At 71.6% G+C, this 21,745-nt stretch carries 19 protein-coding genes; 17 read left to right on the top strand and 2 right to left on the bottom strand.

Features of this window, described 5'->3' with window-relative positions; all coding sequences use genetic code 11:
* Nucleotides 1-126: 126 nt before the first annotated feature.
* Nucleotides 127-2,265: a prolyl oligopeptidase family serine peptidase gene (locus tag AB0L56_RS02775; RefSeq protein ID WP_365418187.1), complete on the bottom strand. Its 2,139-nt coding sequence runs from the start codon at nt 2,263-2,265 to the stop codon at nt 127-129.
* Nucleotides 2,266-2,439: 174 nt separating this feature from the next.
* Between AB0L56_RS02775 and AB0L56_RS02780 the strand changes: the two genes are divergently transcribed.
* Together AB0L56_RS02780 and AB0L56_RS02785 are read left to right on the top strand one after the other, a co-directional pair.
* The gene (locus AB0L56_RS02780; protein WP_361022239.1) at nt 2,440-2,634 is read left to right on the top strand and encodes a hypothetical protein; all 195 of its coding nucleotides are present in this window, start codon (nt 2,440-2,442) and stop codon (nt 2,632-2,634) included.
* 149 nt (nt 2,635-2,783) lie between these two features.
* Complete coding sequence (locus tag AB0L56_RS02785; protein ID WP_365418835.1) at nt 2,784-4,172, top strand: amidase; 1,389 nt, start codon at nt 2,784-2,786, stop codon at nt 4,170-4,172.
* Between the two features lie 6 nt (nt 4,173-4,178).
* Here the strand turns inward: AB0L56_RS02785 and AB0L56_RS02790 are convergent, their stop codons facing one another.
* A complete protein-coding gene (locus tag AB0L56_RS02790) occupies nt 4,179-4,841 on the bottom strand; it encodes a GntR family transcriptional regulator (protein ID WP_361022242.1) in 663 nt (220 codons plus the stop codon).
* Nucleotides 4,842-5,287: 446 nt separating this feature from the next.
* Here AB0L56_RS02790 and AB0L56_RS02795 point away from each other — a divergent pair, with 446 nt between their 5' ends.
* The 15 genes from AB0L56_RS02795 (at nt 5,288) to AB0L56_RS02865 (ending at nt 21,552) form a co-directional block, all read left to right on the top strand.
* Nucleotides 5,288-6,163, top strand: coding sequence for a xanthine dehydrogenase family protein subunit M (locus tag AB0L56_RS02795; protein WP_365418192.1), 876 nt, complete (start codon nt 5,288-5,290; stop codon nt 6,161-6,163).
* A complete protein-coding gene (locus tag AB0L56_RS02800; protein WP_365418194.1) occupies nt 6,160-8,445 on the top strand; it encodes a xanthine dehydrogenase family protein molybdopterin-binding subunit in 2,286 nt (761 codons plus the stop codon). The genes AB0L56_RS02795 and AB0L56_RS02800 overlap by 4 nt, the downstream gene beginning before the upstream one ends.
* Entirely contained in the window at nt 8,445-8,957 is a 513-nt protein-coding gene (locus AB0L56_RS02805) for a 2Fe-2S iron-sulfur cluster-binding protein (RefSeq protein WP_361022251.1), read from the top strand. The genes AB0L56_RS02800 and AB0L56_RS02805 overlap by 1 nt, the downstream gene beginning before the upstream one ends.
* The gene (locus AB0L56_RS02810) at nt 8,954-9,925 is read left to right on the top strand and encodes a polysaccharide deacetylase family protein (protein WP_365418197.1); all 972 of its coding nucleotides are present in this window, start codon (nt 8,954-8,956) and stop codon (nt 9,923-9,925) included. The genes AB0L56_RS02805 and AB0L56_RS02810 overlap by 4 nt, the downstream gene beginning before the upstream one ends.
* A complete protein-coding gene (locus tag AB0L56_RS02815) occupies nt 9,918-10,949 on the top strand; it encodes a hypothetical protein (RefSeq protein WP_365418200.1) in 1,032 nt (343 codons plus the stop codon). The genes AB0L56_RS02810 and AB0L56_RS02815 overlap by 8 nt, the downstream gene beginning before the upstream one ends.
* Complete coding sequence (locus AB0L56_RS02820) at nt 10,946-11,947, top strand: asparaginase (RefSeq protein WP_361022260.1); 1,002 nt, start codon at nt 10,946-10,948, stop codon at nt 11,945-11,947. The genes AB0L56_RS02815 and AB0L56_RS02820 overlap by 4 nt, the downstream gene beginning before the upstream one ends.
* Nucleotides 11,948-12,202: 255 nt before the next feature.
* A complete protein-coding gene (locus AB0L56_RS02825; RefSeq protein WP_361022263.1) occupies nt 12,203-13,585 on the top strand; it encodes an MFS transporter in 1,383 nt (460 codons plus the stop codon).
* Between the two features lie 83 nt (nt 13,586-13,668).
* Nucleotides 13,669-14,280: an SRPBCC family protein gene (locus AB0L56_RS02830; RefSeq protein ID WP_361022266.1), complete on the top strand. Its 612-nt coding sequence runs from the start codon at nt 13,669-13,671 to the stop codon at nt 14,278-14,280.
* 88 nt (nt 14,281-14,368) lie between these two features.
* Entirely contained in the window at nt 14,369-16,039 is a 1,671-nt protein-coding gene (locus tag AB0L56_RS02835; RefSeq protein ID WP_365418203.1) for a class I adenylate-forming enzyme family protein, read from the top strand.
* On the top strand, nt 16,036-16,503 hold the full coding sequence (locus AB0L56_RS02840; RefSeq protein ID WP_365418206.1) for a PaaI family thioesterase: 468 nt from the start codon (nt 16,036-16,038) through the stop codon (nt 16,501-16,503). Before AB0L56_RS02835 ends, AB0L56_RS02840 begins: the two co-directional genes overlap by 4 nt.
* Nucleotides 16,491-17,486, top strand: a complete 996-nt coding sequence (locus AB0L56_RS02845; protein ID WP_365418209.1) for an NADPH:quinone oxidoreductase family protein — start codon at nt 16,491-16,493, stop codon at nt 17,484-17,486. The genes AB0L56_RS02840 and AB0L56_RS02845 overlap by 13 nt, the downstream gene beginning before the upstream one ends.
* Before the next feature lie 95 nt (nt 17,487-17,581).
* A complete protein-coding gene (gene tcuA, locus AB0L56_RS02850) occupies nt 17,582-19,066 on the top strand; it encodes an FAD-dependent tricarballylate dehydrogenase TcuA (protein ID WP_365418211.1) in 1,485 nt (494 codons plus the stop codon).
* A 35-nt stretch (nt 19,067-19,101) separates the two neighbouring features.
* A complete protein-coding gene (locus tag AB0L56_RS02855) occupies nt 19,102-20,268 on the top strand; it encodes an XdhC/CoxI family protein (RefSeq protein ID WP_365418214.1) in 1,167 nt (388 codons plus the stop codon).
* A gap of 10 nt (nt 20,269-20,278) precedes the next feature.
* On the top strand, nt 20,279-21,142 hold the full coding sequence (gene mshB / locus AB0L56_RS02860) for an N-acetyl-1-D-myo-inositol-2-amino-2-deoxy-alpha-D-glucopyranoside deacetylase (protein ID WP_365418217.1): 864 nt from the start codon (nt 20,279-20,281) through the stop codon (nt 21,140-21,142).
* Between the two features lie 20 nt (nt 21,143-21,162).
* Complete coding sequence (locus tag AB0L56_RS02865) at nt 21,163-21,552, top strand: DUF6113 family protein (RefSeq protein WP_365418838.1); 390 nt, start codon at nt 21,163-21,165, stop codon at nt 21,550-21,552.
* Nucleotides 21,553-21,745: the final 193 nt, after the last annotated feature.

Genomic DNA, 21,745 nt, shown 5'->3' on the forward strand with positions numbered 1-21,745 from the left:
GGGGAAACGGCGACGGGCCGGGATGACATGGCGCACCCCGGCCCGCTTACGGCACCCGCACGGCCGTACGCTGCTCAGCGTTCCGTGTCCGTATATCGGTACCGCTTCCGTGACGTTGCCTGTGTGTTAACGCGGTTCGTCCTCGTGTGCGATCCCCAGGGAGCGCTTGAGGAAGTCGAGTTGGAGGCGCAGCAGGTTCTCGGCGACCTCCTCCTGCGGGGTCATGTGCGTGACGCCGGACAGCGGCAGCACCTCGTGCGGGCGGCCGGCCGCCAGCAGCGCCGAGGACAGCCGCAGGGAGTGCGCGACGACCACGTTGTCGTCCGCCAGCCCGTGGATGATCATCATCGGCCGGTGCGGTTCGGCGGCGTCGACCAGGCCCGCGTCGTCGACCACCGAGTTGCGGCGGTAGACGTCCGGCTGCTCGTCCGGGTGGCCGACGTAGCGCTCCTGGTAGTGGGTGTCGTAGAGACGGAGGTCGGTGACCGGGGCGCCCACCACCGCCGCGTGGAAGACGTCCGGGCGGCGCAGGGCCGCGAGGGCCGCCAGATAGCCGCCGAAGGACCAGCCCCGGACGGCGACCCGGCCCAGGTCGAGCGGGAAGTCGCCGGCGAGCGCCTGGAGGGCGTCGACCTGGTCCTGGACGACGACCGCGGCGATGTCGTCCTTGACGGACTTCTCCCAGGCGGGCGAGCGGCCCGGGGTGCCGCGCCCGTCCGCGACGATCACGGCGAACCCCTGGTCGGCGAACCACTGCGAGGTCAGATGCGGGTTGTGGGCGGCGACCACCCGCTGCCCGTGCGGGCCACCATAGGGGTCCATGAGCACCGGCAGAAGGGTGTCACCGGCGTAGTCCCGAGGCATAAGCACGGCGCACGGAATGCGGCGTGCGCCCCCCTGGGTCAGGGTCACGCGGGGGGACATACCGGGGTCTTCGGCGTACGAGGGGACAGTCGCCATCGGTTTCCCGTCACGCAGCACCTGCGCCCGCGAACCTGGCCGATCCGGCGTCGCGGAGACGAGCACGGTCACGCCCCCGGCGCGCACCGCGGAGTGCACGCCGGGCTCCTGCGAGAGGCGCTCCACGCCCAGTTCGTTCACCCGGTACACATGCACCTCGCCGATCTCCGGATCGGCCGCCTCCTCGCCCGCCGACGCCGAGACCAGCACGTCGTCCTCGGAGACGTCGAGTACCGCACGGATGTGCAACTGGGGCCCGGTGAGCGGCCGTTCACCCACGACGAGTCGTCGCGCACCACCTTCGTCCGCGATCCGCACCAGCTGACCCGAGGGGCTCCAGCGGGGCACCCCAGGGAAAAGTTCCAGCCAAGTTGGATCTTCGTCGGCGTGCACCATCCGGGTCGCCCCTGTGTCCGCGTCCACGGCCAGGATCAGCGAGGCGCGCTGGTCGCGCGCCTGGACGAGGAGCAGCGGAGCTCCTGCCTCTGACCAGTGCACTTGCGCCAGATACGGATAGCGCGCGCGGTCCCAGGAGACCTCGGTGCGCGTACCGTCGAGGCCGATCACGAAGAGCCGGACGTCCGCGTTCGGCGTGCCCGCCGCCGGGTAGCGCACGGGGCTCGGCTCCCGTTCCGGGTGGGCGGGATCGGAGATCCACCACCGCTGCACCGGCGTGTCGTCCACGCGTGCCACCAGCATCCGGTCCGACTCCGGCGACCACCAGAAGCCCCGTGAACGCCCCATCTCCTCGGCCGCGATGAACTCCGCCAGGCCGTAAGTCACCTCCTCGGACTCGGGTGTTGCGAGCGCGCGGTCGTCCTCGCCCTCGGCCCCCGTCACCCGCAGCGCACCCCGGGCGACGTACGCGACGTGCCGTCCGTCGGGCGAGGGGCGGGGGTCGATCACCGGCCCCGGCGCGGGCAGTTCACGCGCCGTCCCGGCCCGCAGCTCGGCCGCGAAAAGCCGCCCTGACAAGGAGAAAGACGCCAGCTCGACGGCGGCGTCGGTGGCGTAGCCGACGATGCCGGCACCGCCCTCACGGCTCCGCTCGCGCCGCGCGCGCTCCTCGGCGGAGAGGTTTTCCAGGGCCCCGCCCAGCAGGGCGCGCGGGTCGGCCGCCACGCGCTCCCCGCCCCCTTCCGTGTCGAGGATCCAGAGTGAATGGGCCCGGTCCGTACCGGAACCCGAGCGCAGGAACACGACACGCGAACCGTCGGGAGCCACGGTGAACGAACGCGGCGCGCCGAGTGTGAAGCGCAGGGTGCGGGCGTGCCGTCGGGGGAAGGAGTCAGCCTCGGTCGTCATGCCCTGACCATATTGGCCATGCGCCCCCTTGTGCGGCAGTGCGCCGATCGATGCGCACGTACGGATAGTTATGATCGTTAGCGCATAGTGGGTATGAACCTGCTGGCTGCTGTGTGGATCTGTCTGCCCCCAATTCCTACCCCCGCGCCCTGGGATCCTTGGAGGTGAGCCGCCGTGGCACTCTCGATTTCGGCGGTGGTGCTGCTGGCGATCATCGTCTTCCTGCTGATCAAGAAGTCCGGCCTGAAGGCAGGGCACGCCGTCGTGTGCATGCTGCTCGGCTTCTACCTGGCCTCGTCGACGATGGCGCCCACGATCAGCGAGCTGACGAACAACATCGCGGGGATGATCGGCAGCATCAACTTCTGATCTCTTCCCGTGGAACCCTCGCGTGTTACTCGCCGGTAAGCAATGATGGCGGGGCAAGCATTCACGCGTTCAGGGCGGAGCCGACGGTGACGACTTCCGAGGAACAGAGCGAGGGACGCAGCGAGGGGCGGCGCGAGGCGCCGGCCGGGGTGCATGTCTTCCGGGACGACGCCCTGGGCGACCACGACGCGGTCGGCCTCGCACGGGCGATCCGCCGGGGCGAGGTCAGCGCCGAGGAAGCCGCCCGTGCCGCCGCGGCCAGGGTCAGGGCCGTCGAGGACCGGCTCAACGCCGTCCAGGTGCACCTCGACACCCCGGCACACGGCACCGAAACCAGCGGCGCCCTCGCCGGGGTGCCAACCTTCGTCAAGGACAACACCGACTATCTGGGTCTGCCCACGGGCCACGGGAGCGTCGCGTTCGCACCCCGCGCCGCCCGGCGGCACGCTCCGTTCGCGCGCCAGTTCCTGAGCACCGGGGTCACCGTGCTCGGCAAGACCCGGCTGCCGGAGTTCGGCTTCAACGCCACCACGGAGTACGAGACGGGCGAGCCCGTCCGCAACCCGTGGCACACGGGCCACTCGGCCGGCGGTTCGTCGGGCGGCAGCGCGGCCCTCGTCGCCGCCGGAGCCGTGCCCATCGCGCACGCCAACGACGGCGGCGGCTCCATCCGCATCCCCGCCGCCTGCTGCGGACTCGTCGGTCTGAAGCCGACCCGCGGCCGGATGGTGCTCAACGCGCAGAGCCGCCAACTGCCCATCGACATCGTCACCGACGGCGTGGTCACCCGCTCCGTACGCGACAGCGCCGCGTTCTTCGCCGCGGCGGAGCAGCACTGGCGCAACCCCAAGCTGCCGCCCGTGGGCCTGGTCGAGGGCCCCTCCGACCGGCGCCTGCGCATCGGGCTCCTGGTGGACTCCCCGAACGGGGTCCGCTCCGACGCCGACACCCGGGCGGCGGTCGAGGAGACGGCGCGGCGGCTGGAGCGGCTCGGCCACACCGTGGAACCCGTCGAGCTGGCCATCGACCCGCGCTTCACCGAGGACTTCCTCACCTACTGGGGCCTGCTGTCGTTCCTCATCGGCATCACTGGCCGCAGACTCGGCACCGACTTCGACCGCCGCCGCATGGACGGTCTGAGCCGGGGCCTGCGGGAGTCGTACGTCCGGGACTGGCGGACCACACCGGGCGTCCTGCGCCGGCTCAAGCGCACGCGCGAGGCGTACGCGGCCGGGTTCCGCGGCCTCGACCTGATCCTCTCCCCGGTCCTCGCCCACACCACGCCCCCGCTCGGCCACCTCAGCCCGACCGTCCCGTACGCGACTCTGATCCAACGTCTAGTGAGCTACGTGGCGTTCACCCCGGTGAACAACATCGTCGGCACCCCGTCCCTGTCCGTACCGGCGATGCGTACGACGGAGGACGGCCTCCCCATCGGCGTGATGTTCTCCGCCCGCCCGGGCACGGAACGCACCCTCCTGGAGCTGGCCTTCGAACTGGAGGCGGACCAGCCGTTCCGCCGCATCCAGGACGCCTGACGCGAGTCAGACGATGCTCTGTTCCCACAGCTTGAGCCGGATGTCGCGTGCCGCGCTGAAGTGTTCCCCGGCGATCTTCTGGGCCCTCGCCTCGTCCCGCGCGATGATCGCGGTGACCAGCTCCCGGTGCTCGCGCAGCGACTGCTGCCAACGACCGGGGGTGGTCAGGGTGGTGACGGGGTAGCGCAGCAGGTGCAGATTGATCCGGTCCAGGACGTCGATCAGTGTCTGGTTGTGGCTCGCGGCCCAGATGCCGCGATGGAATTCTCGATTCCGTTCGGCCAGGACGTCCCCCGGAGCGTCGTCACTCGTCTCGGTCAGCAGCGTCATGAGGCGTTCGAGGCGGATCTGGTCGATACGTGTGTGCCGTACCGCCGCGAGTCGGGCCGCCGTGACCTCGAGCGCGATGCGTACTTCGTAGATGTCGAGGATTTCCTCGGGGGTCCGCTCCCGCACGGCCATTCCGCGGTCGGTCTTGTTGACCACACCATCGCGTTCCAGTCGGCTCAGCGCTTCACGCACGGGCGTTCGACTGACGCCGCACCATTCCGCGAGCGCCGATTCCACAAGGGCGGAACCGGGTGCAAACGTACCGTCCAGAATCCCCCGCTTGATTTTCTCGTAAGGGGAATTCTCGTCCTTTGAGTCATTGGTCCTTTTTTTGGTCATGACGGCTCCCCCAGGAAAGTGACCATAATCAGGCACTCCGCTTCGACATCAGGGACACCTCGACGAAGCGCAAGAATGCAACGCCCGGCGCACAGTACCGATCGGTATGGCGGTACGCAACCACACGCAGTCGTATACGAAGCCCGCAACCCCGGCCGGCATGCGACAGCCATCTCCGCACCAGTCCGCCTCGGCCATGTCGGCGAGGCCGGACCGGGCTTCGCTCTCGAGGCGGCCCGGCGAACCCTCGGCGGCGCAACCGCCCCATCGTGGGCCACCATCGCTCACCTGGCCAGTCTCCCCCGGATCTCCACAGACTCGCGCCGGGGGACCCGGGCAGTCACCACCGCACACCCGCTCAACTGCGGATGAACCGCTTGCTGGACAGGGTCTTGCGTCATCCCTGCATACCTCTGTATACATCGGGGACCTGCGTGGGAGGTGACATGCGAGTCCATAAGCCGCAGTCCGTTGCGGCGACTCTCCAGCTGCTGGACGAAACCGGCGACGAATCCAAAGTGATCGCCGGTGGAACAGCACTGATGATCATGATGCGCAATGGCCTGCTGCTCCCGGAGCAGTTGATCGCCCTTGAGCGTCTGTCCGAACTGGACTACATACACGCCGATTCGGAAGGCGCGATCCGGCTCGGGGCGCTGACTTCACTGAAGAAGATGCAGAGCTGTCCCGAACTGCGCCGGTCACTGCCGACCCTGACCGCGACGCTCGGTCTCGTCGCGAACCACCGCGTCCGGCAGCGCGCCACCATCGGCGGAAACCTCAGCGAAAGCGACTACGCCTCGGACCCGCCGGCCGTGCTGACCACGCTCGGCTGCCGGGTGCATATCGCGAGCACCGGGTCGCAGCGGGTTCTGCCGTTGTCCGAATTCCTGGTCGACTACTACGAGAACGCGCTGGAACACAACGAGCTGGTGACCGAGGTGGAGATACCCCGCCCGTCGCCGACGGCGCGCACGACCTACCTCAAGTACGTCAGCCGAAGCGCCGAGGACCGGCCCTGCGTCGGCGTGGCGGCCTATGCCGACACCGACTCCTCGGGCCGTCTCACTGACGTCCGGGTGGCCGTCTCGGGCGCCACGCCCACACCCTTCACCCTGCCATCGGTGACCGACGACTGCCGGGGCGCGAAGCCCGACGGCGGCCTGTGGCAGGAGGTCGGCGCCGCCTACGGCGCGGCCATCGAGCCCATCGACGACGTCAGGGGATCGGCGGACTATCGCAAGCACCTCACCACGGTGCTCGTCCGCCGTGCCCTGGAGACGGTGTCCAGCAGCGGGGAGAACGGAGCGTCCAGACTATGAGCGGTACCACTGTGGGCCGGTCCGTCGACATGTTCGAGGCGAAGGCGCGGGTCACCGGCACGGTCGGCTACGCGCTCAACGCCGAAGTGCCCGGCATGGTCTTCGCCAAGCTGCTGCGCAGCACGGTCCCGCACGCCCGGATCCGCTCCGTGGACGTGTCGGCGGCGGAGAAGATGCCCGGCGTGATCGCGGTGCTGACGGCGGCCGACCTGGACCAGCCGGGCGGGCCGGCCGGCCACCACGGGCCGGTCATCCGCGACCAGCCCGTCCTCTGCCGCGACAAGGTGCGGTTCGTGGGCGACCCGGTGGCCGCGGTGGCGGCCGAGACCGAGGAGGCCGCGGCGGCCGCACTCGACATGATCGAGGTCGACTACGAAGAGCTGCCCTTCGTGACCACCGTGGACGAGGCCCTCGCCGAAGGGGCGGAGCGGGTCCACGACGCCCCGCCGCCGCCGCGCGAGCGCTCCTACTCGGACATCAACCTGGTCGGGCGCGAAGGCAACGTCTGCACCAAGTTCCAGCTGCGCACCGGCGACATCGAGGCCGGCTTCGCCACCGCCGACCTGATCATGGAGAACGTCTACGAGAGCCCGGCGGTCCAGCACGTCCCCATGGAACCGCACGTGGTCATCGCCTCCTTCAAGGACGGCCGGCTCCATGTGATCAGCTCGACGCAGGCGCCCTTCGCCGTCCGCGACAGCCTCAGCGAGATGTTCGGCCTGCCGGCCTCGGACGTCCGGGTGACCGTGCCTCCGCTGGGCGGCGGATACGGCGCCAAGACCTACGCCAAGTTCGAGCCGGTCACCGCCGCGCTGGCGTGGAAGGCCAAGCGTCCGGTGAAGCTCGTGCTGACGCGCGAGGAGGAGTTCATCTCCATCACCAAGCACGCCGCCCGCATCCATCTGCGCACCGGCGTCACCAAGGACGGGCGGCTGGTCGCCCGCGAGGTGAAGGCCTACTTCAACGGCGGCGCCTACGCCGACATCAGCCCGCGGCTGATCAAGAACGGCGGCTACAGCTGCGTCGGCCCGTACGCCATCCCCCACGTCCGGGTGGACTCCTACGCCGTGTACACCAACCTGCCGCCCGCCGGCGCCTACCGGGGCTACGGGGTGTCGCAGGCGGCGTGGGCGTACGAGCAGCAGATGGACGAGCTGGCCGACGCACTCGGCCTGGACCCGGTGGAGTTCCGCCGCCGGAACCTGCTGCGGGAGGGCGAGCGCTTCGCCACCGGCGAGGTGATGGAGGAGGCCACCTGGGAGGAGCTGCTCGACCGCAGCGCCTCCGCCATCAACTGGCCGGCCGACCGGCGCCGTGAGGTGGAGGGCAACCGCGTCCGGGGCAAGGGCCTGGCGGTGATCCTGAAGTCCACGATCACCCCGTCGACCTCCCACGCGTCGCTGCGCCTGGACGCCGACGGCAGCCTCCAGGTGCTGACCTCCTCCGTGGAGATGGGCCAGGGCGCGCACACCGTCCTGGCGCAGATCGCCGCCGGCCCGCTCGGCATCCCCATCGAGGCGGTCAACGTCACCGCACCGGACACCGACTACACCCCCTACGACCAGACCACCAGCTCCAGCCGCACCACCCGGGCCATGGGCGGTGCGCTGGTCCAGGCCGCGGAGATGATCCGCGAAAGACTGCTGGCGCTCGCGGCGGACCTGCTGGGGGCCGCTCCGGAGGACCTCGTCCTCAGCGAGGGCGCGGTGGCGCTCCGCTCGGACCCCGCCACCCGGCTCACCGTCCAGGAAGTCTTCTGGCGGACCCGCACCGGCAGCATCAGCGGCCACGGCGAGGTCCGGACGACCGGCGGACTGGACGCCGAGACGGGCCAGGGCGTCGCCAGCGACCACTGGCACCAGGGCGCGGCCGGCGCGGAGGTCGAGGTGGACCTCGACACCGGCAAGGTCTACGTCAAACACCTGCACGTGATCGCGCACGCCGGGCAGGTCGTCAACCCCAAGCTCGCCGACATGCAGATGCACGGCAGCGCGCTCTTCGGGATCGGCCACACCCTGTACGAGGAACTGGTCTACGACGACGGCGTCCTGACCAACCCGAACCTGTCCGACTACTCGATCCCGGCCATGGACGACCTGCCCGAGGTCCTGCAGATCGAGTACCTGGAGGACGACGCCCCGGGCAACATCCACGGCCTGGGCGAAACGGTTCTGCCCCCGGTGATCGCGGCCATCGGCAACGCGGTGAACGCGGCCGTCGGCGGCCGGGTGCGCTCCCTGCCCATCACCCCCGAACGAGTTCTGCGAGCGAGGAAGCCGTAATGGACGCCATGGACCAGAACAGCGACGAGATCTCCGTCACCTGCGTGGTGAACGGCGTCCAGACCGACCTCACCGGGGACCCCGCCGCCGCGCTGAGCACGGTCCTGCGGGCGAACGGCCTGTTCAGCGTGCGCGAGACCTGCGGTCTGGGGGTCTGCGGGACCTGCACCGCGCTGCTCGACGGCGAACCGGTGAGCACCTGCATCCTGCCGCTGTACGCGGTGGAGGGCCGCAGCGTGCAGACCGCGGAGGGGCTCGCCGACGAGGGCAGGCTGACCGAGCTGCAGCGGCAGTTCATCGAGAAGCAGGCGTTCCAGTGCTCGTTCTGCACCCCCGGTTTCCTGATGAGCGGCCACGCGCTGCTCGAGTCCGCCGGGGACCGGCAGCTCAGCGACCAGGAGATCGTGGACGGACTGCAGGGGCACCTGTGCCGCTGCGGCTGCTACGCCAGCATCAAGGAGGCGGTCAGCGCCTGCGGCGGCCGCGCGGGCGGTTGCCCGCAGCGCGCATGACCGCGGACGGGACCGGGACGGGCGCCGCGGCGGCGTACCCGCACGAACGCCCCTTCGACCCGGTCCACGACCGGCTGCCCTACGCGCCGATCGTGGACCGCCCGCCGATCGCCTGGCCCGGCGGGGCGCGGATCGCCGTCTGGGTCGTGCCCAACATCGAGCACTACGAGTACCTCCCGCCCGCCGGCGAGGTGGACCCGTACCCGCGCACTCCCCACCCGGACGTGCGCAAGTACGCCTACCACGACTACGGCAACCGGGTCGCGTTCTGGCGGATGGCCGAGGTCCTCGACCGCTACGAGGTCCCGGCCACCGTCTCGCTGAACGTCGCGGTCCTGGACCACTATCCGCAGATCGCGGAGGCGATGGCCGAGCGGTCGTGGGACCTGATGAGCCACGGCCTGTACAACACCCGCTATCTGACCGGCATGGACCGGGACCAGGAGCGGGAGTTCCTGGAATCGTGCAACCGGGCGCTGGAGCGGCACACCGGCCGCCGCTTCAGCGGCATGCTCGGCCCGAACATCACCGGCAACCGGCACACCCCGGACCTGATGGCCGAGGCCGGCATGCGCTACCACGCCGACTGGGTGCACGACGAACGGCCCTCGCCCCTGCTGACCGCCGGCGGCGGGCGGATGGTGGCGCTCCCCTACAGCTACGAACTCAACGACGCCCCGCTGCTGATGCGCTCCCACGTCGAGGGGAGCGCCTACGCCGACCGGTGCATCGCCCAGTTCGAGCGGCTGTACGGGGAGGAGGATGGCGCGGGCCGGATGATGTGCCTGCCGCTGCACCCCTTCACCATCGGCCAGCCGCACCGCATCGGGTACCTGGACCGGGTCCTGGCCCATCTGCGCGCCCGCGACGACGTGTGGATCGCGACGGCGAGCGACATCGTGGACCACTATCTGCGCCACCACTACGACGCGGATCTGAAGGAGAGTTGTGGGGGCCGCCATGAGTGAGCGGACAGCGACGGGGCGGGCGGCGGCCGAGCGGACGCCGAACGTTACGGATGCCACCGGCACCCGCGGTGCCGAACCCGGCTACGACCACGGCTGGTACTCCTGGCTGCCGCTGCCGGCCCGGCCCCCGCTCCGGTGGCCGGGCGGCGCGAAGGTGGCGGTCTGCGTCGTCCTGGATCTGCGGGCCGCGGAGTGGGACGACCCGCGGCACGCCACCCCGGTCCCGCCGCCCGGCGGACGCGGTGTGGCGCCGTACCCGGACTTCCCCCGCATGTCGCACCGGGAGTTCGGCCACCGGGTCGGGGTCTTCCGGCTGCTGCGGATCCTGGAGCGGCTGGGCATCGCGCCCGCCGTCGCCGTCGATGTGCTGACCGCCGAGGAGTACGGGCCGCTGATGGACCATCTGCGGCCCGCGGCGGCGGAGTTCCTCGCCGGCGGCCTCAGCGCCGGCCGGCCGCTCACCAGCCGGATGACCGAGCCGGAGGAGGCCCACTACATCCGGCTGACCCTGGACCGGCTGGAGGCCGCGCTCGGGGTGCGCCCGTCGGGCTGGCTCAGCCCCGAGCACAGCGAGTCGGCGCGCACCCCGGCGCTGCTGGCGGGGGAGGGTCTGGAGTACGTCGCCGACTGGGGCAACGACGAGCAGCCGTACCCGCTGCGCGGCACGGCCGACGGCCTGTGGGCGTTCCCGCTGTCGTGGGAGCTGAGCGATCTGGCCGCGATGTTCCTGCGCGAGGTCCCGCCCGCGGACTACGGCCGCGGGCTGCGGGAGGCGTACGACGTGCTGTGCCGGGACGCCGCGGCCTCGGGCCGGGTGCTCGCGCTGCATCTGCACCCCTGGGTCTCCGGTCAGGCGTTCCGGGCCGGCGCGGTCGAGGAGGCGCTGCGGCACATCGCCGCGGACGGCGGGGCGTGGCTGGCCACGCCCGGCGAAATCGTCCAGTGGTGCCGCACGGCCGAAAGCGCTCCGGGCGAGGGCGCTCCGGGCGAGGGCGCTCCGGGCGAGGGCGGGGTGGTCCGGTGACCGCCCGCCCCCGCGTCGCCCTCATCCAGACCGGCGGCACCATCGACTCGGTGGGCGCCTCCCGCCTGGATCTGGCCTGGTACTACGAGACCGGTGAGCGGCTGCCCGACGGCGGACTCGTCGGGTCCGTACCCGAGTCGGGCGAGTTCGCCGCGGTCGAGGAGAAACCGTTCCGGCGGCTGTCCAGCTCCGCGCTGACCACCCGGGACTGGCTGGAGCTCGCCCGGACGGTGGAGGCGCTGCTCGCCGGCGACGACTACGCCGGCGTCGTCCTCACCCATGGGACGAACACCCTGGAGGAGACGGCCTACTTCCTCCATCTCGTGCTGCGCTCGCCGAAGCCGGTGGTCCTGGTCGGCGCGATCCGGCCGCCCTCGGCGCTCAGCCCCGACGGCCCGCTCAACCTGCTGCGCGCCATCCAGGTGGCGGCGTCCCCGCAGGCGCGCGGCCACGGCGTGCTGGTGGTCGCCAACGACACGATCCACTCGGCGCGGGACGTCACCAAGACGGCGCCGTTCCGGGTGCAGGCCTTCCAGGCGCCCGATCTGGGGCCGCTGGGCTATGCCGACGCCGACGGCCGGGTGGTGTTCTACCACCGCCATCTGCGGGCCGGCCCGGACCGCCCGGGGTTCGACCTGGCGGGTCTCGACGATCTGCCGCGGGTCGATGTCGTCGCCTCCTATGTGGGAGCCGACGGCGCCCTCGTCGACGCGGCGGTGGCCGCGGGGGCGCGCGGCATCGTGAGCGCGGGCACCGGCGGCGGCCGGCCGACTCCCGCCGAGGACGCGGCGCTGGACCGGGCCGCCGCGGCCGGCGTCGTGGTGTGCCAGAGCTCCCGGGTGGGCTCCGGCCGCATCCCGCCGTCGCCCTCCCTGCGTGCCCGCGGGGCGGTGGCGGCGGACAGCCTGCAGCCCTGGAAGGCCAAGGTCCTGCTCTCGCTGGCGCTCACCCGGACCACCGATCCGGACGTGGTGCAGGACCTCTTCGACCGTCTCTGATTCCCCGCAAGATTGTCCGGAAGATTCTCTGGAACATCTCCGGAAGATTCTCCTCACCGAAGCATTGACCGCGCTGTATACCGCTGTATACAGTCACCACGAAATGGCCGCCGGACGACGTTTCATAAGACGGCTGCCGACCGTACCGCCCGAAATCAGCACCGCCCCCGGATCGCATGGCGAGGGGAAGAAGGCGGAATTCCGATCACAGGCCCGAAAGGCCGGACCAATCTCCAGGAGAGGTCGGGTGTACTTGTGCGTACCGGCGATGAAATCATTCAGGAACTGCCATGGAGATGGCGCGTTCACGGCAAGATCGCACTACTGGCCGGACTCGGCCTGCTCTTCGACGGATGGAACGTCGTCCTGGCCGGCTATGTCCTGCCGCTGCTGAAGGCCGACATGCTGCTCAGCGCCGCACAGCTCGGCCTGTTCGGCGCGGCAGGACTGGCCGGCATGGCGGTGGGCGCCTTCGCGTGGGGCACGGTCGCCGACGTGATCGGCCGCAAGCGGGTGTTCATGCTCACCGTGCTGGTCTACGGGTTCGCCTCGCTGGCCTGCGCACTCTCCCCGAACTACGAGATCCTGCTCCTCGCGCGCTTCATCGAGGGCACCGGCCTGGGCGGATGCCTGCCGGTGGACTACTCCCTGGTCTCGGAGTTCACCCCGCGCAAGGTCCGCGGCCGCGTCATGGCGCTGATGGGCATCGCGTTCCCGCTCGGCGCCACCCTGTGCGGCCTGATGTCCACCGTGATGCTGCCGCTGGAGGACTGGCGGCTCATGCTCGGCCTGATGGTCGTCCCCGCCATCCTGGCGGTGTGGATCCGCAGAGGAATTCCTGAATCGCCGCTCTTCCTGCTGCGGCGCAATCGGGAGGCCGAGGCACGCGCGGTCATCGATGATCTGGTGCGCCGCACCGGCGCTCCGGTCCAGGAATGGCGGAGCCCGCAGCTCAACGACGAATCGCGACTGTCCCCCATGGTGTTCGTCAGCCGGCTCGGCGACATCTGGAAATTCAGCTGGAAGAACACCATGCTGATCTGGGGGCTCTTCATCACCGTGTTCTTCCTCTACTACGGTGTGCTGAACTGGATGCCGTCCATTCTGGTCGGTGAGGGACTCGGCCGTTATGCGGCCTTCCTGAAGACCACCCTGATGACCGGCGCCGGCGTCATCGGCACCTTGCTCTCGGCGTGGCTGGTGGACGTCCTGGGCCGCAAGAGCGGGCTCCTGGTCGGCGGACTGGGCTCGGCGGGCGGGATCGTCATGTTCGCCCTGTGGCTGGACGTCGGCCACGACGCGGCGGTCTGGCTGGCCGTCTACGGCTTCTCCGTCCAGTTGCTGATCGCCACGCTCTACGTCTACGTCCCCGAGATCTACCCGACCCTGCTGCGGGCCACCGGGTTCGGCTGGGCCTCCGCGATCAGCCGGATCGCGGCCAGCCTCGCCCCCATCCTGCTCGGCAGCGTCCTGTGGCCCGTGCTCGGCCTGGTCGGCGCCTTCGGCGTCACCTCGGCCGTGGTCGGCCTGGTGCTGCTGCTCACCCTGATCCTCGGCCCGGAGACCAAGGGGCAGGGACTGACCCCGCACACCGAGCAGGCCGAGCACACCCCCGAACCCGGCATCCGGGTGCCCTGACCCGCCGGGCACCGCCCCACCCCCCCGACAGCCCGCCGCCCCGGCCGGCACCGACCCGCCTTGAGCACAGTGGAGGCAGACACATGCGCATCGAATCCGAATTCCACGTCAACGCGCCCGTGGAGAAGGTCTGGGAGTACCTGCTCAACGTCGAGGAGGTCGTCACCTGCGTCCCCGGCGCGGAGATCCTGGAGAAGATCTCGGACGACGAATACCTCGGCAAGGTGACGCTCAAGGTCGGCCCGCTCGGGCTCAACCTCCAGGGGACGGCGGTCATCGAGTCCCGCGACGAGGCGGCCAGAGCCATCACCATCTCCGGCAGCGCCAAGGACAAGCAGGGCAAGGGCGGGGCCAACGCGCAGGTCGTCGCCCGCCTCACGGACTCCCCCGAGGGTGGCACCCACGTGGCCATCGAGCAGGACCTGCGGGTGACCGGACGGATCGCCCAGTTCGGCCGGGGCGTCATGAAGGACGTCTCCCAGCGGCTCTCCCGCGACTTCGCCCAGCGGCTGGAGGCCAAGATCGCCGCCGACTCGGCGGCCGGACAGGGCGCCGCGGCGGACGCGCAGCCGGCCCCGCAGGACACCGCCGCCGCACCGGTCGGCGGGCTGTCCCTGCTGTTCTGGGCGGTGGCCAGGGCCTTCGGCCGGTTCCTCCGCCGCATCACCGGCCGCGAGTCCGCCACGGCACGGTGACATGACACCCCCGCCACCCCGCACCGGAGCCGAGCCGTCGGCTGCTCGGCACGACCCCCAGGACAGACAGAAGCCGGAGACACACCGCATGACCCCTACGATGCTGACCCTGCTGAGCGGAGAACGGCTGCGCGCCTTCTACGCGGCCGGGCACTGGCGGGACGACACGATCCACTCGCTGGTGCGGGCCCAGGCCGAGCTCCGGCCCGACGCGATCGCGATGCAGGAGCGCTTCCGCTCCGTCACCTACCGGGACCTGCTCGACGCGGCCGACCGCCTGGCCGGAGCGCTGGACGCGAGCGGCGTGCGGCCCGGCCAGCGCGTCGCGGTCTGGCTGCCCAGCCGCATCGAGACCGCGGTCGCCGTACTGGCCTGCTCGCGCAACGGCTATGTCGTCTCCCCGTCCCTGCACCGGGACCACACCGTCGCGGACATCGTCGAGGTGCTGCGGCGGATGCGGGCCTCCGCGCTGATAGCCGAGGACGGCTACGGGGCCGACGCCGACCGGCGCGACCTGTTCGGGCGGCTTGGCGAGGTCGACAGCCTGCGCTACGTACTGCGGCTGGAACCGCTCGGCGAGCACGCCGCCGGCCGCCCGGTGCTCGCCGAACTGCCCGCCCCCGCGGCGCCCAAGGAGGTCTGGCGCGACCCCGACTCGGTGGTCTACCTCGCCTTCACCTCCGGGACGGTGGGCCGGCCCAAGGGCGTGATGCACTCGGACAACACCCTGCTCGCCCCGGCGCGGGCGCTGGCCGAGGACTGGTCGCTGGACCAGGACATGGTGGTGTACTCGGCCTCCCCGCTGAGCCACAACCTCGGATTCGGTGCCATGATCCTGGCGCTGACCGGGGGCGGGCGGCTGGTGGTGCACGACCTGCCGCGCGGCGCGAGCATGCTGGACCGGCTGCGGGAGACCGGGGCGACCTTCCTGTTCGGCGTGCCCACCCACGCCATGGACCTGCTGGCGGAGCTGCGGCGGCCCGGGGCGCCCGGCCTCCCCGCCCTGAAGGGCTTCCGGGTCTCCGGGGCTGCCATGACCCCGGTGGTCGCCGAGGGACTGCTGGCGCACGGGATCGTGCCGCAGAGCGGATACGGCATGACGGAGGCGGGGTCGCACCACTACACCCGACCCGACGACGAGCCCCGGCTGATCGTCGAATCCTCCGGCCGGCCCTGCGCCGGACACGAGGCGCGGATCTTCTCCCGCGAGGACCCGGACCGGGAGCTGCCACCGGGCGAGGTCGGCCAGATCGGCGGCCGGGGCGCCTCCCTGATGCTCGGCTACTTCGACGACCAGGCGACGACCGAGGAGTCCTTCAACTCCTCCGGCTGGTTCATGACCGGCGACCTGGGCTGGGTCGACGAGGCGGGCTACATCAGGATCACCGGCCGCAAGAAGGACGTGATCATCCGGGGCGGCCACAACATCTTCCCGGCCCGGATCGAGAACCTGGTCACCCGGCATCCGGCCGTGGCCAAGGCGGCCGTCATCCCGGTGCCCGACGACCGGCTCGGCGAGAAGGTCTGCCTGGTCGTCACGGTGAAGCCCGGTCACGAGGCCGAGCCCGACGAGCTGCTGGTCCACCTGGACACCCTCGGGCTGTCCAAGTACGACATGCCGGAGTACTTCCTGCGGCTGACGGAGATCCCCCTGCTGCCGTCCGGCAAGGTCTCCAAGCGCGACCTGGTGGCGCAGGTGGAGGACGGGCGGGCAGTGCCGGCACCGGTCCGCTTCAGGGCACCGGCGGTGAACGCGTGACCGCCGCCGCCCTGGACCGGCTGGAGACCGAGCTGGCCCGCTGCCCCTACCACGACTTCCTGCTGCCCCAGGCCGTCGCGGCGGACGCGGACGAGGGCACGGTGGTCGTCCGGCTGCCGTACCGCCCCGAGTTCCGCCTCGCCCGGGACAGCGACTTCTTCCACGGCGGGGTCCTCGCGTCGCTCGTCGACATCACGGCGCACGCCGCTGTCGCCGTGCGCACCGGCCGGGTGTCCCCCACGGTCGATCTGCGGATCGACTACCTCAGGGCCGCCGCCGGCGGCCCGCTGACCGCCAGGGGGAAGGTGCTCCGGGCCGGCCGCTCCGTCGCCCGGGCCGATGTGGAGGTGCTCGACGCCTCCGGCGCGCTCGTCGCGGCCGGACGGGGCACCTTCAGCACCTTCGCCCCGCCCCGCGCCGAGCGCGGACCCGAGACCGGAGGTGAGGCCGTATGCGCGCGGTGATGGTCGACGAGCTGGGCCCGTCCTACAGCGCCGCCCTCCAGGAGACCCCAGACCCCGTCCCCGCGGCGGGCGAGGTGCTCGTGAGGATCGAGGCGGCGCCCGTCAACTACGTCGATCTGGTGACGCTGACCGGCGCGTACCAGTTCAAGCCGAAGCTCCCCTACACCCCGGGCAAGGGACCCGCCGGGGTCGTGGAAGCCCTCGGTGAGGGGGTGACCCATCTCGCCGTCGGCGACCGGGTCCTGGCGATGGCCGAGTACGGCGGGTACGCGGAGCTGGTGACAGCCGACCACCGGCAGGTGTACCGGCTGCCCGACGCGATGCCGTTCGCCGACGCCGCCGCGATCTCGCTGGCCTTCGACACCGCCTGGATGGCGCTGCGGGAGCGGGCGCGCATCCAGCCCGGCGAGTCGGTGCTGGTGCTGGGCGCCGGCGGGGCGGTCGGCGGGGCCGCGGTCCAGCTCGCCAAGGCGATGGGCGCGGGCCTGGTGCTGGCCGGGACGTCGTCGCCGGACGGTTCCGCCGCGGCACGCGCGGCCGGCGCCGACGGCGTGGTGGACCTGTCCCGGCCGGACCTCAGGGAGAGCGTCAGGGAACAGGTCCTCGCCGCCACCGACGGGGCCGGCGTGGACATCGTGATCGACCCGCTGGGCGGCGACCCGTTCGACGGCGCGATCCGCTCGATCGCCTGGCGGGGCCGACTGGTGGTCGTGGGTTTCGCCGCCGGGCGCATCCCGACCCTCAAGGTGAACTACACGCTGCTGAAGAACATCGAGGTGTCGGGGCTGCAGATCAGCGACTACCGCAGACGGCGCCCCGACCTGATGGCGGAGTGCTACCGCGAGCTGTTCGCGTTCTACACCGCCGGGGCCGTCAAGGCCCCGCCCAGCACCGCGCTGCCGCTCTCGCAGTGGCGGCGGGCACTGACGATGATCGCCCAGCGCGCGGCGCCCGGCCGGCTCGTCCTCGAGCCGCGGGAGTAGGCCCGCCGGCCCCGCATCGACAAACCCAGGTACTCACGGCCTCCGGTCCCGCCATGGACCCGTGCGGCCGTACGACATTCGTGGAGAGGGACATCATGGCCGAAGAGTGGGACGTCATCGTCGTGGGCAGCGGCAACGCCGGGTTCTCCGCGGCGCACTCGGCACGGCAGCAGGGCGCGCGCGTCCTGCTGCTGGAGAAGGCGCCGAAGCAGTGGGCCGGCGGCAACTCGTACTTCACCGCGGGCGCGGTCCGCACCACCCACGGCGGCCTCGCGGATCTGCGGCCGCTCCTGGACGACCCCGCGGAGCAGCGGCTCGACCGGGTCGACCTCGCCCCGTACTCCGCCGCCGACTTCCTCGACGACATGCAGCGGGTCACCCGCAACCGCACCGACCCGGTGCTCGCCCGGATCCTGGTCGACGAGTCCCGTGAGATCATGTCCTGGCTGCACGACCTCGGCCTCCGCTTCGAGCTGATGTTCCATCGGCAGGCCTACGAGAACGACGGCCGGTTCCGCTTCTGGGGCGGCCTCGCGCTCGGCGTGGTCGGCGGCGGCAAGGGCATGATCTCCCAGCACCAGGCCGCGGCCGACGCCGCCGGCATCGAGGTCCGCTACGACGCCAACGTCACCGGCCTGGTCACCGGCGACGACGGCGAGGTGCGCGGCGTGCTCGTCGCCGACGGCTCCACCGTCCGGGAGCTGCACGCCCGCAGCACCATCCTGACCTGCGGCGGCTTCGAGGCCAACCCGCAGATGCGGGCCGCCCACCTGGGCCCCGGCTGGGACATGGCGCTGGTGCGCGGCACCCCGTACAACACCGGCGACGGCCTCACCATGGCGCTCGACGCGGGCGCCCAGCCGTACGGCAACTGGAGCGGCTGCCACTCGGTGGCCTGGGACGCCGAGGCGCCGCCGACCGGCGACCTGGAGCGGACCAACCAGCTCACCCGCGGTGGTTACCCGTTCGGCATCGTGGTGAACACCGAGGGCCGGCGGTTCCTCGACGAGGGCGCGGACTTCCGCAACTACACCTACGCCAAGTACGGCGCCGAGATCCTCAAGCAGCCCGGCAGCACCGCGGTCCAGGTCTTCGACGCGAAGGCGGAGCCGCTGCTGCGCCCGGAGGAGTACCGCTCCGCCGGCGTCACCAAGGTCGAGGCCGACACGGTCGAGGACCTGGCCAAGGCGCTCGGCATCGACGAGGCCGAGTTCGTGCGCACGGTCGAGGAGTACAACGCGGCCGTCACCGGCAACGCCACCTTCAACCCCACCATCAAGGACGGCAGCGGCACCACCGGCATCACCCCGCCGAAGTCCAACTGGGCGCAGCGCCTGGACACGCCGCCCTACACGGCGTACCCGGTCACCTGCGGCATCACCTTCACCTTCGGCGGACTGCGGATCGACCCGCAGGCCCGGGTGCTGGACCGGGCCGGGCGCCCGATCAGCGGTCTGTACGCGGCCGGTGAGCTGGTCGGCGGTCTGTTCTACTTCAACTACCCCGGTGGTTCGGGCCTCACCTCGGGGGCCGTCTTCGGCCGCCGCGCGGGCTCTGCCGCCGTGGCCGACGCGGCGTAGCCGCACCGCTGACGGCGATCGGAGGACGAACCCCCATGCGTGACGTGCTGCCACAGTTGCTCCAGTGGCACGAGGAGGGAACCGCGTTCGCGCTGGCCACCGTGGTCGCGGTACGCGGCAGCGCGCCACGCCTCCCCGGGGCGGTGATGGCGGTGAACGGAGCGGGCGAGGCCGTGGGCAGCGTCTCCGGCGGCTGCGTCGAGGGCGCGGTCTACCAGGCCGCCACCGAGGTGCTGGAGACCGGGCAACCTCGGCTGGAGACCTACGGCATCGGCGACGAGGATGCCTTCTCGGTGGGCCTGACCTGCGGCGGCACCCTCGAGGTCCTGGTGCGGCGGGTCGGGCCGGACTCATCCCTCGGCGCGGTCCTCGGCTCGCTCGACCGGACGGAGCCCGTCGCGGTGGCCACGGTCACCGGCGGCGGCGCGCCGCTCGGGGCACAGCTGTACGTCTGGCCGGACCGCGCCGGCGCCACACTCGGTGACCCGGAGCTGGACGCGGCGGTCGCCGACGACGCCCGCAGCATGCTCACGCAGGGCGTGAGCGGCGCCAAGCACTACGGGGCACAAGGGCAGCGGCGGATGGACGAGGTGCAGGTCCTCGTGCAGTCCTTCGCCCCGCCCCCGCGGATGCTGGTGTTCGGCGCCATCGACTTCGCCGCCGCGCTCAGCCGGATCGGCGCCTATCTGGGCTACCACGTCACGGTGTGCGACGCCCGCCCGGTGTTCGCCACCCGCAAGCGGTTCCCGGACGCCCACGAGGTGGTGCGGGCGTGGCCGCACGACTACCTCGCCGCCACCGAGGTCGACGAGCGCACGGTGGTGTGCGTCCTCACCCACGACCCCAAGTTCGACATACCGCTGCTGCTCGCCGCGCTGCGCACGCCGGCCGGGTACATCGGCGTGATGGGCAGCCGGCGGACCCACGAGGACCGTTTCGACCGGCTGCGCGAGGCCGGTGTCACCGAGGCCGAACTGGCCCGGCTCGCCTCACCGATCGGCCTGGACCTCGGCGCCCGCACACCCGAGGAGACGGCACTGTCCATCGCCGCCGAGATCCTCGCCACCCGTACCGGAGCCACCGGGCGGAGGCTGGCCACCCTCACCGGGCCCATCCACGCGTCAGCCGCTCCGGTTCCGCGCTACCAGGACGACGAGGACGAGAGGCCCGGGGCGCGAGGAGTGACCGCACGCGCCTCATAGGGTGGACCCCATGACGGAACTGCCCTCCCGGCGTCTGATGCTGGTGCACGCCCACCCGGACGACGAGTCGATCAACAACGGCGCGACCATGGCGCGGTACGTCGCCGAGGGTGCCCATGTGACGCTGGTCACCTGCACGCTCGGTGAGCGGGGCGAGGTCATCCCGCCCGAGCTGCGGCACCTGAGCGGGGCCGCGCTCGGCGGGCACCGGCTCGGGGAGCTCAGGGAAGCGATGCGCGCGCTCGGCGTCACGGACTTCCGGCTGCTCGGCGGGGCCGGGCGGTACAGCGACTCCGGGATGATGGGGCTGCCCGACAACGACGACCCCGGCTGCTTCTGGCAGGCCGACGTCGACCAGGCCGCCGGGATGCTCGCCGAGGTGATCCTGGAGGTACGGCCGCAGGTTCTCGTCACGTACGACGAGAACGGGGGCTACGGGCACCCGGACCACATCCAGACCCACCGCGTCGCCATGCGCGCCGTCGAGCTCGCCGGCGGGGCCGGGTGGGACGTTCCCAAGGTCTACTGGAACCGCGTGCCCCGGAGCGTGGCCGAGGAGGCCTTCGCCCGGCTGCGCGAGGACCTCGCCGAGCTGCCCTTCGACAAGGCCGGCTCCGTGGCCGACGTACCGGGTGTGGTCGACGACGAACGGGTCACCACCGCCGTCGACGGCACCGCGTACGCGGCCGCCAAGGCCGCCGCCATGCGCGCGCACGCCACTCAGATCACCGTCACCGAGCCCTACTTCGCGCTGTCCAACGAGCTCGCGCAGCCGCTGTTCACCACCGAGTACTACGAGTTGGTACGCGGGGAACGTCCCGGAGGCCGGGAAAGCGATCTGTTCGCCGGCATCGGCGAAGGGGAGGCGTCGTGAGCGGGGAGCGGGCGCCCGTGATGGCGCAGCCGCTGCGGCCGCCCTCCGCCGGGCGGGTCGGCGCCTACCTGGGGCTGTTCGTGCTCGGGGCCGTGGTCGGTGTGGCCGGGACGCTCGTCCAGCCCGCGTGGTTCCCGGGCGGGCTGCTGCTGGCCCTCGCGGGCGAGGCCGGACTGGTGCTGGGGGCGGCGCGGGTGATGCGCAGCCGGGCCGGTGGTGTGGTGGCCGCGGCGGGCTGGATGCTGGTCGTCATCCTGCTCACCGCCAGCCGTCCGGAAGGCGACTTCCTGTTCGCGGCGAGCGCCGGCTCCTATCTCTTCCTGCTCGGCGGCATCGCGGTCGCTGTGATCTGCGCCACCCTCGGCGGCAGGCGGCAACCTGACGGCGACCCCGCCCGACTTGGCAAGTGACGTACCACTTCGCCGTGTCATGGGCGTGCGGGTCCGGTGTGAGTTTCCCCGGCGGTACTGGGATACGGGCCGGATGCGGCCAGTAAGGTGGTGCGCGCCGCCGAGCCTCCCTCGAACTCTCGGCTTCGCCCGAGCAGAGGGGACCCCCACCGTGAGGTCGTGACGGGCGGCGGAGCCAACCGGGAGAACCTGC

Source organism: Streptomyces sp. NPDC052079, from assembly GCF_040680275.1.
Taxonomy (GTDB): domain Bacteria; phylum Actinomycetota; class Actinomycetes; order Streptomycetales; family Streptomycetaceae; genus Streptomyces.

Coding starts and splice junctions, on each gene's coding strand:
- AB0L56_RS02800 (WP_365418194.1), top strand. CDS start 6,160: ATGAGCGGTACCACTGTGGGCCGGTCCGTCGACATGTTCGAGGCGAAG.
- AB0L56_RS02795 (WP_365418192.1), top strand. CDS start 5,288: ATGCGAGTCCATAAGCCGCAGTCCGTTGCGGCGACTCTCCAGCTGCTG.
- AB0L56_RS02830 (WP_361022266.1), top strand. CDS start 13,669: ATGCGCATCGAATCCGAATTCCACGTCAACGCGCCCGTGGAGAAGGTC.
- AB0L56_RS02815 (WP_365418200.1), top strand. CDS start 9,918: ATGAGTGAGCGGACAGCGACGGGGCGGGCGGCGGCCGAGCGGACGCCG.
- AB0L56_RS02775 (WP_365418187.1), bottom strand. CDS start 2,265: ATGACGACCGAGGCTGACTCCTTCCCCCGACGGCACGCCCGCACCCTG.
- AB0L56_RS02845 (WP_365418209.1), top strand. CDS start 16,491: ATGCGCGCGGTGATGGTCGACGAGCTGGGCCCGTCCTACAGCGCCGCC.
- AB0L56_RS02835 (WP_365418203.1), top strand. CDS start 14,369: ATGACCCCTACGATGCTGACCCTGCTGAGCGGAGAACGGCTGCGCGCC.
- mshB (WP_365418217.1), top strand. CDS start 20,279: ATGACGGAACTGCCCTCCCGGCGTCTGATGCTGGTGCACGCCCACCCG.
- AB0L56_RS02865 (WP_365418838.1), top strand. CDS start 21,163: ATGGCGCAGCCGCTGCGGCCGCCCTCCGCCGGGCGGGTCGGCGCCTAC.
- AB0L56_RS02810 (WP_365418197.1), top strand. CDS start 8,954: ATGACCGCGGACGGGACCGGGACGGGCGCCGCGGCGGCGTACCCGCAC.
- tcuA (WP_365418211.1), top strand. CDS start 17,582: ATGGCCGAAGAGTGGGACGTCATCGTCGTGGGCAGCGGCAACGCCGGG.
- AB0L56_RS02855 (WP_365418214.1), top strand. CDS start 19,102: ATGCGTGACGTGCTGCCACAGTTGCTCCAGTGGCACGAGGAGGGAACC.
- AB0L56_RS02805 (WP_361022251.1), top strand. CDS start 8,445: ATGGACGCCATGGACCAGAACAGCGACGAGATCTCCGTCACCTGCGTG.
- AB0L56_RS02790 (WP_361022242.1), bottom strand. CDS start 4,841: ATGACCAAAAAAAGGACCAATGACTCAAAGGACGAGAATTCCCCTTAC.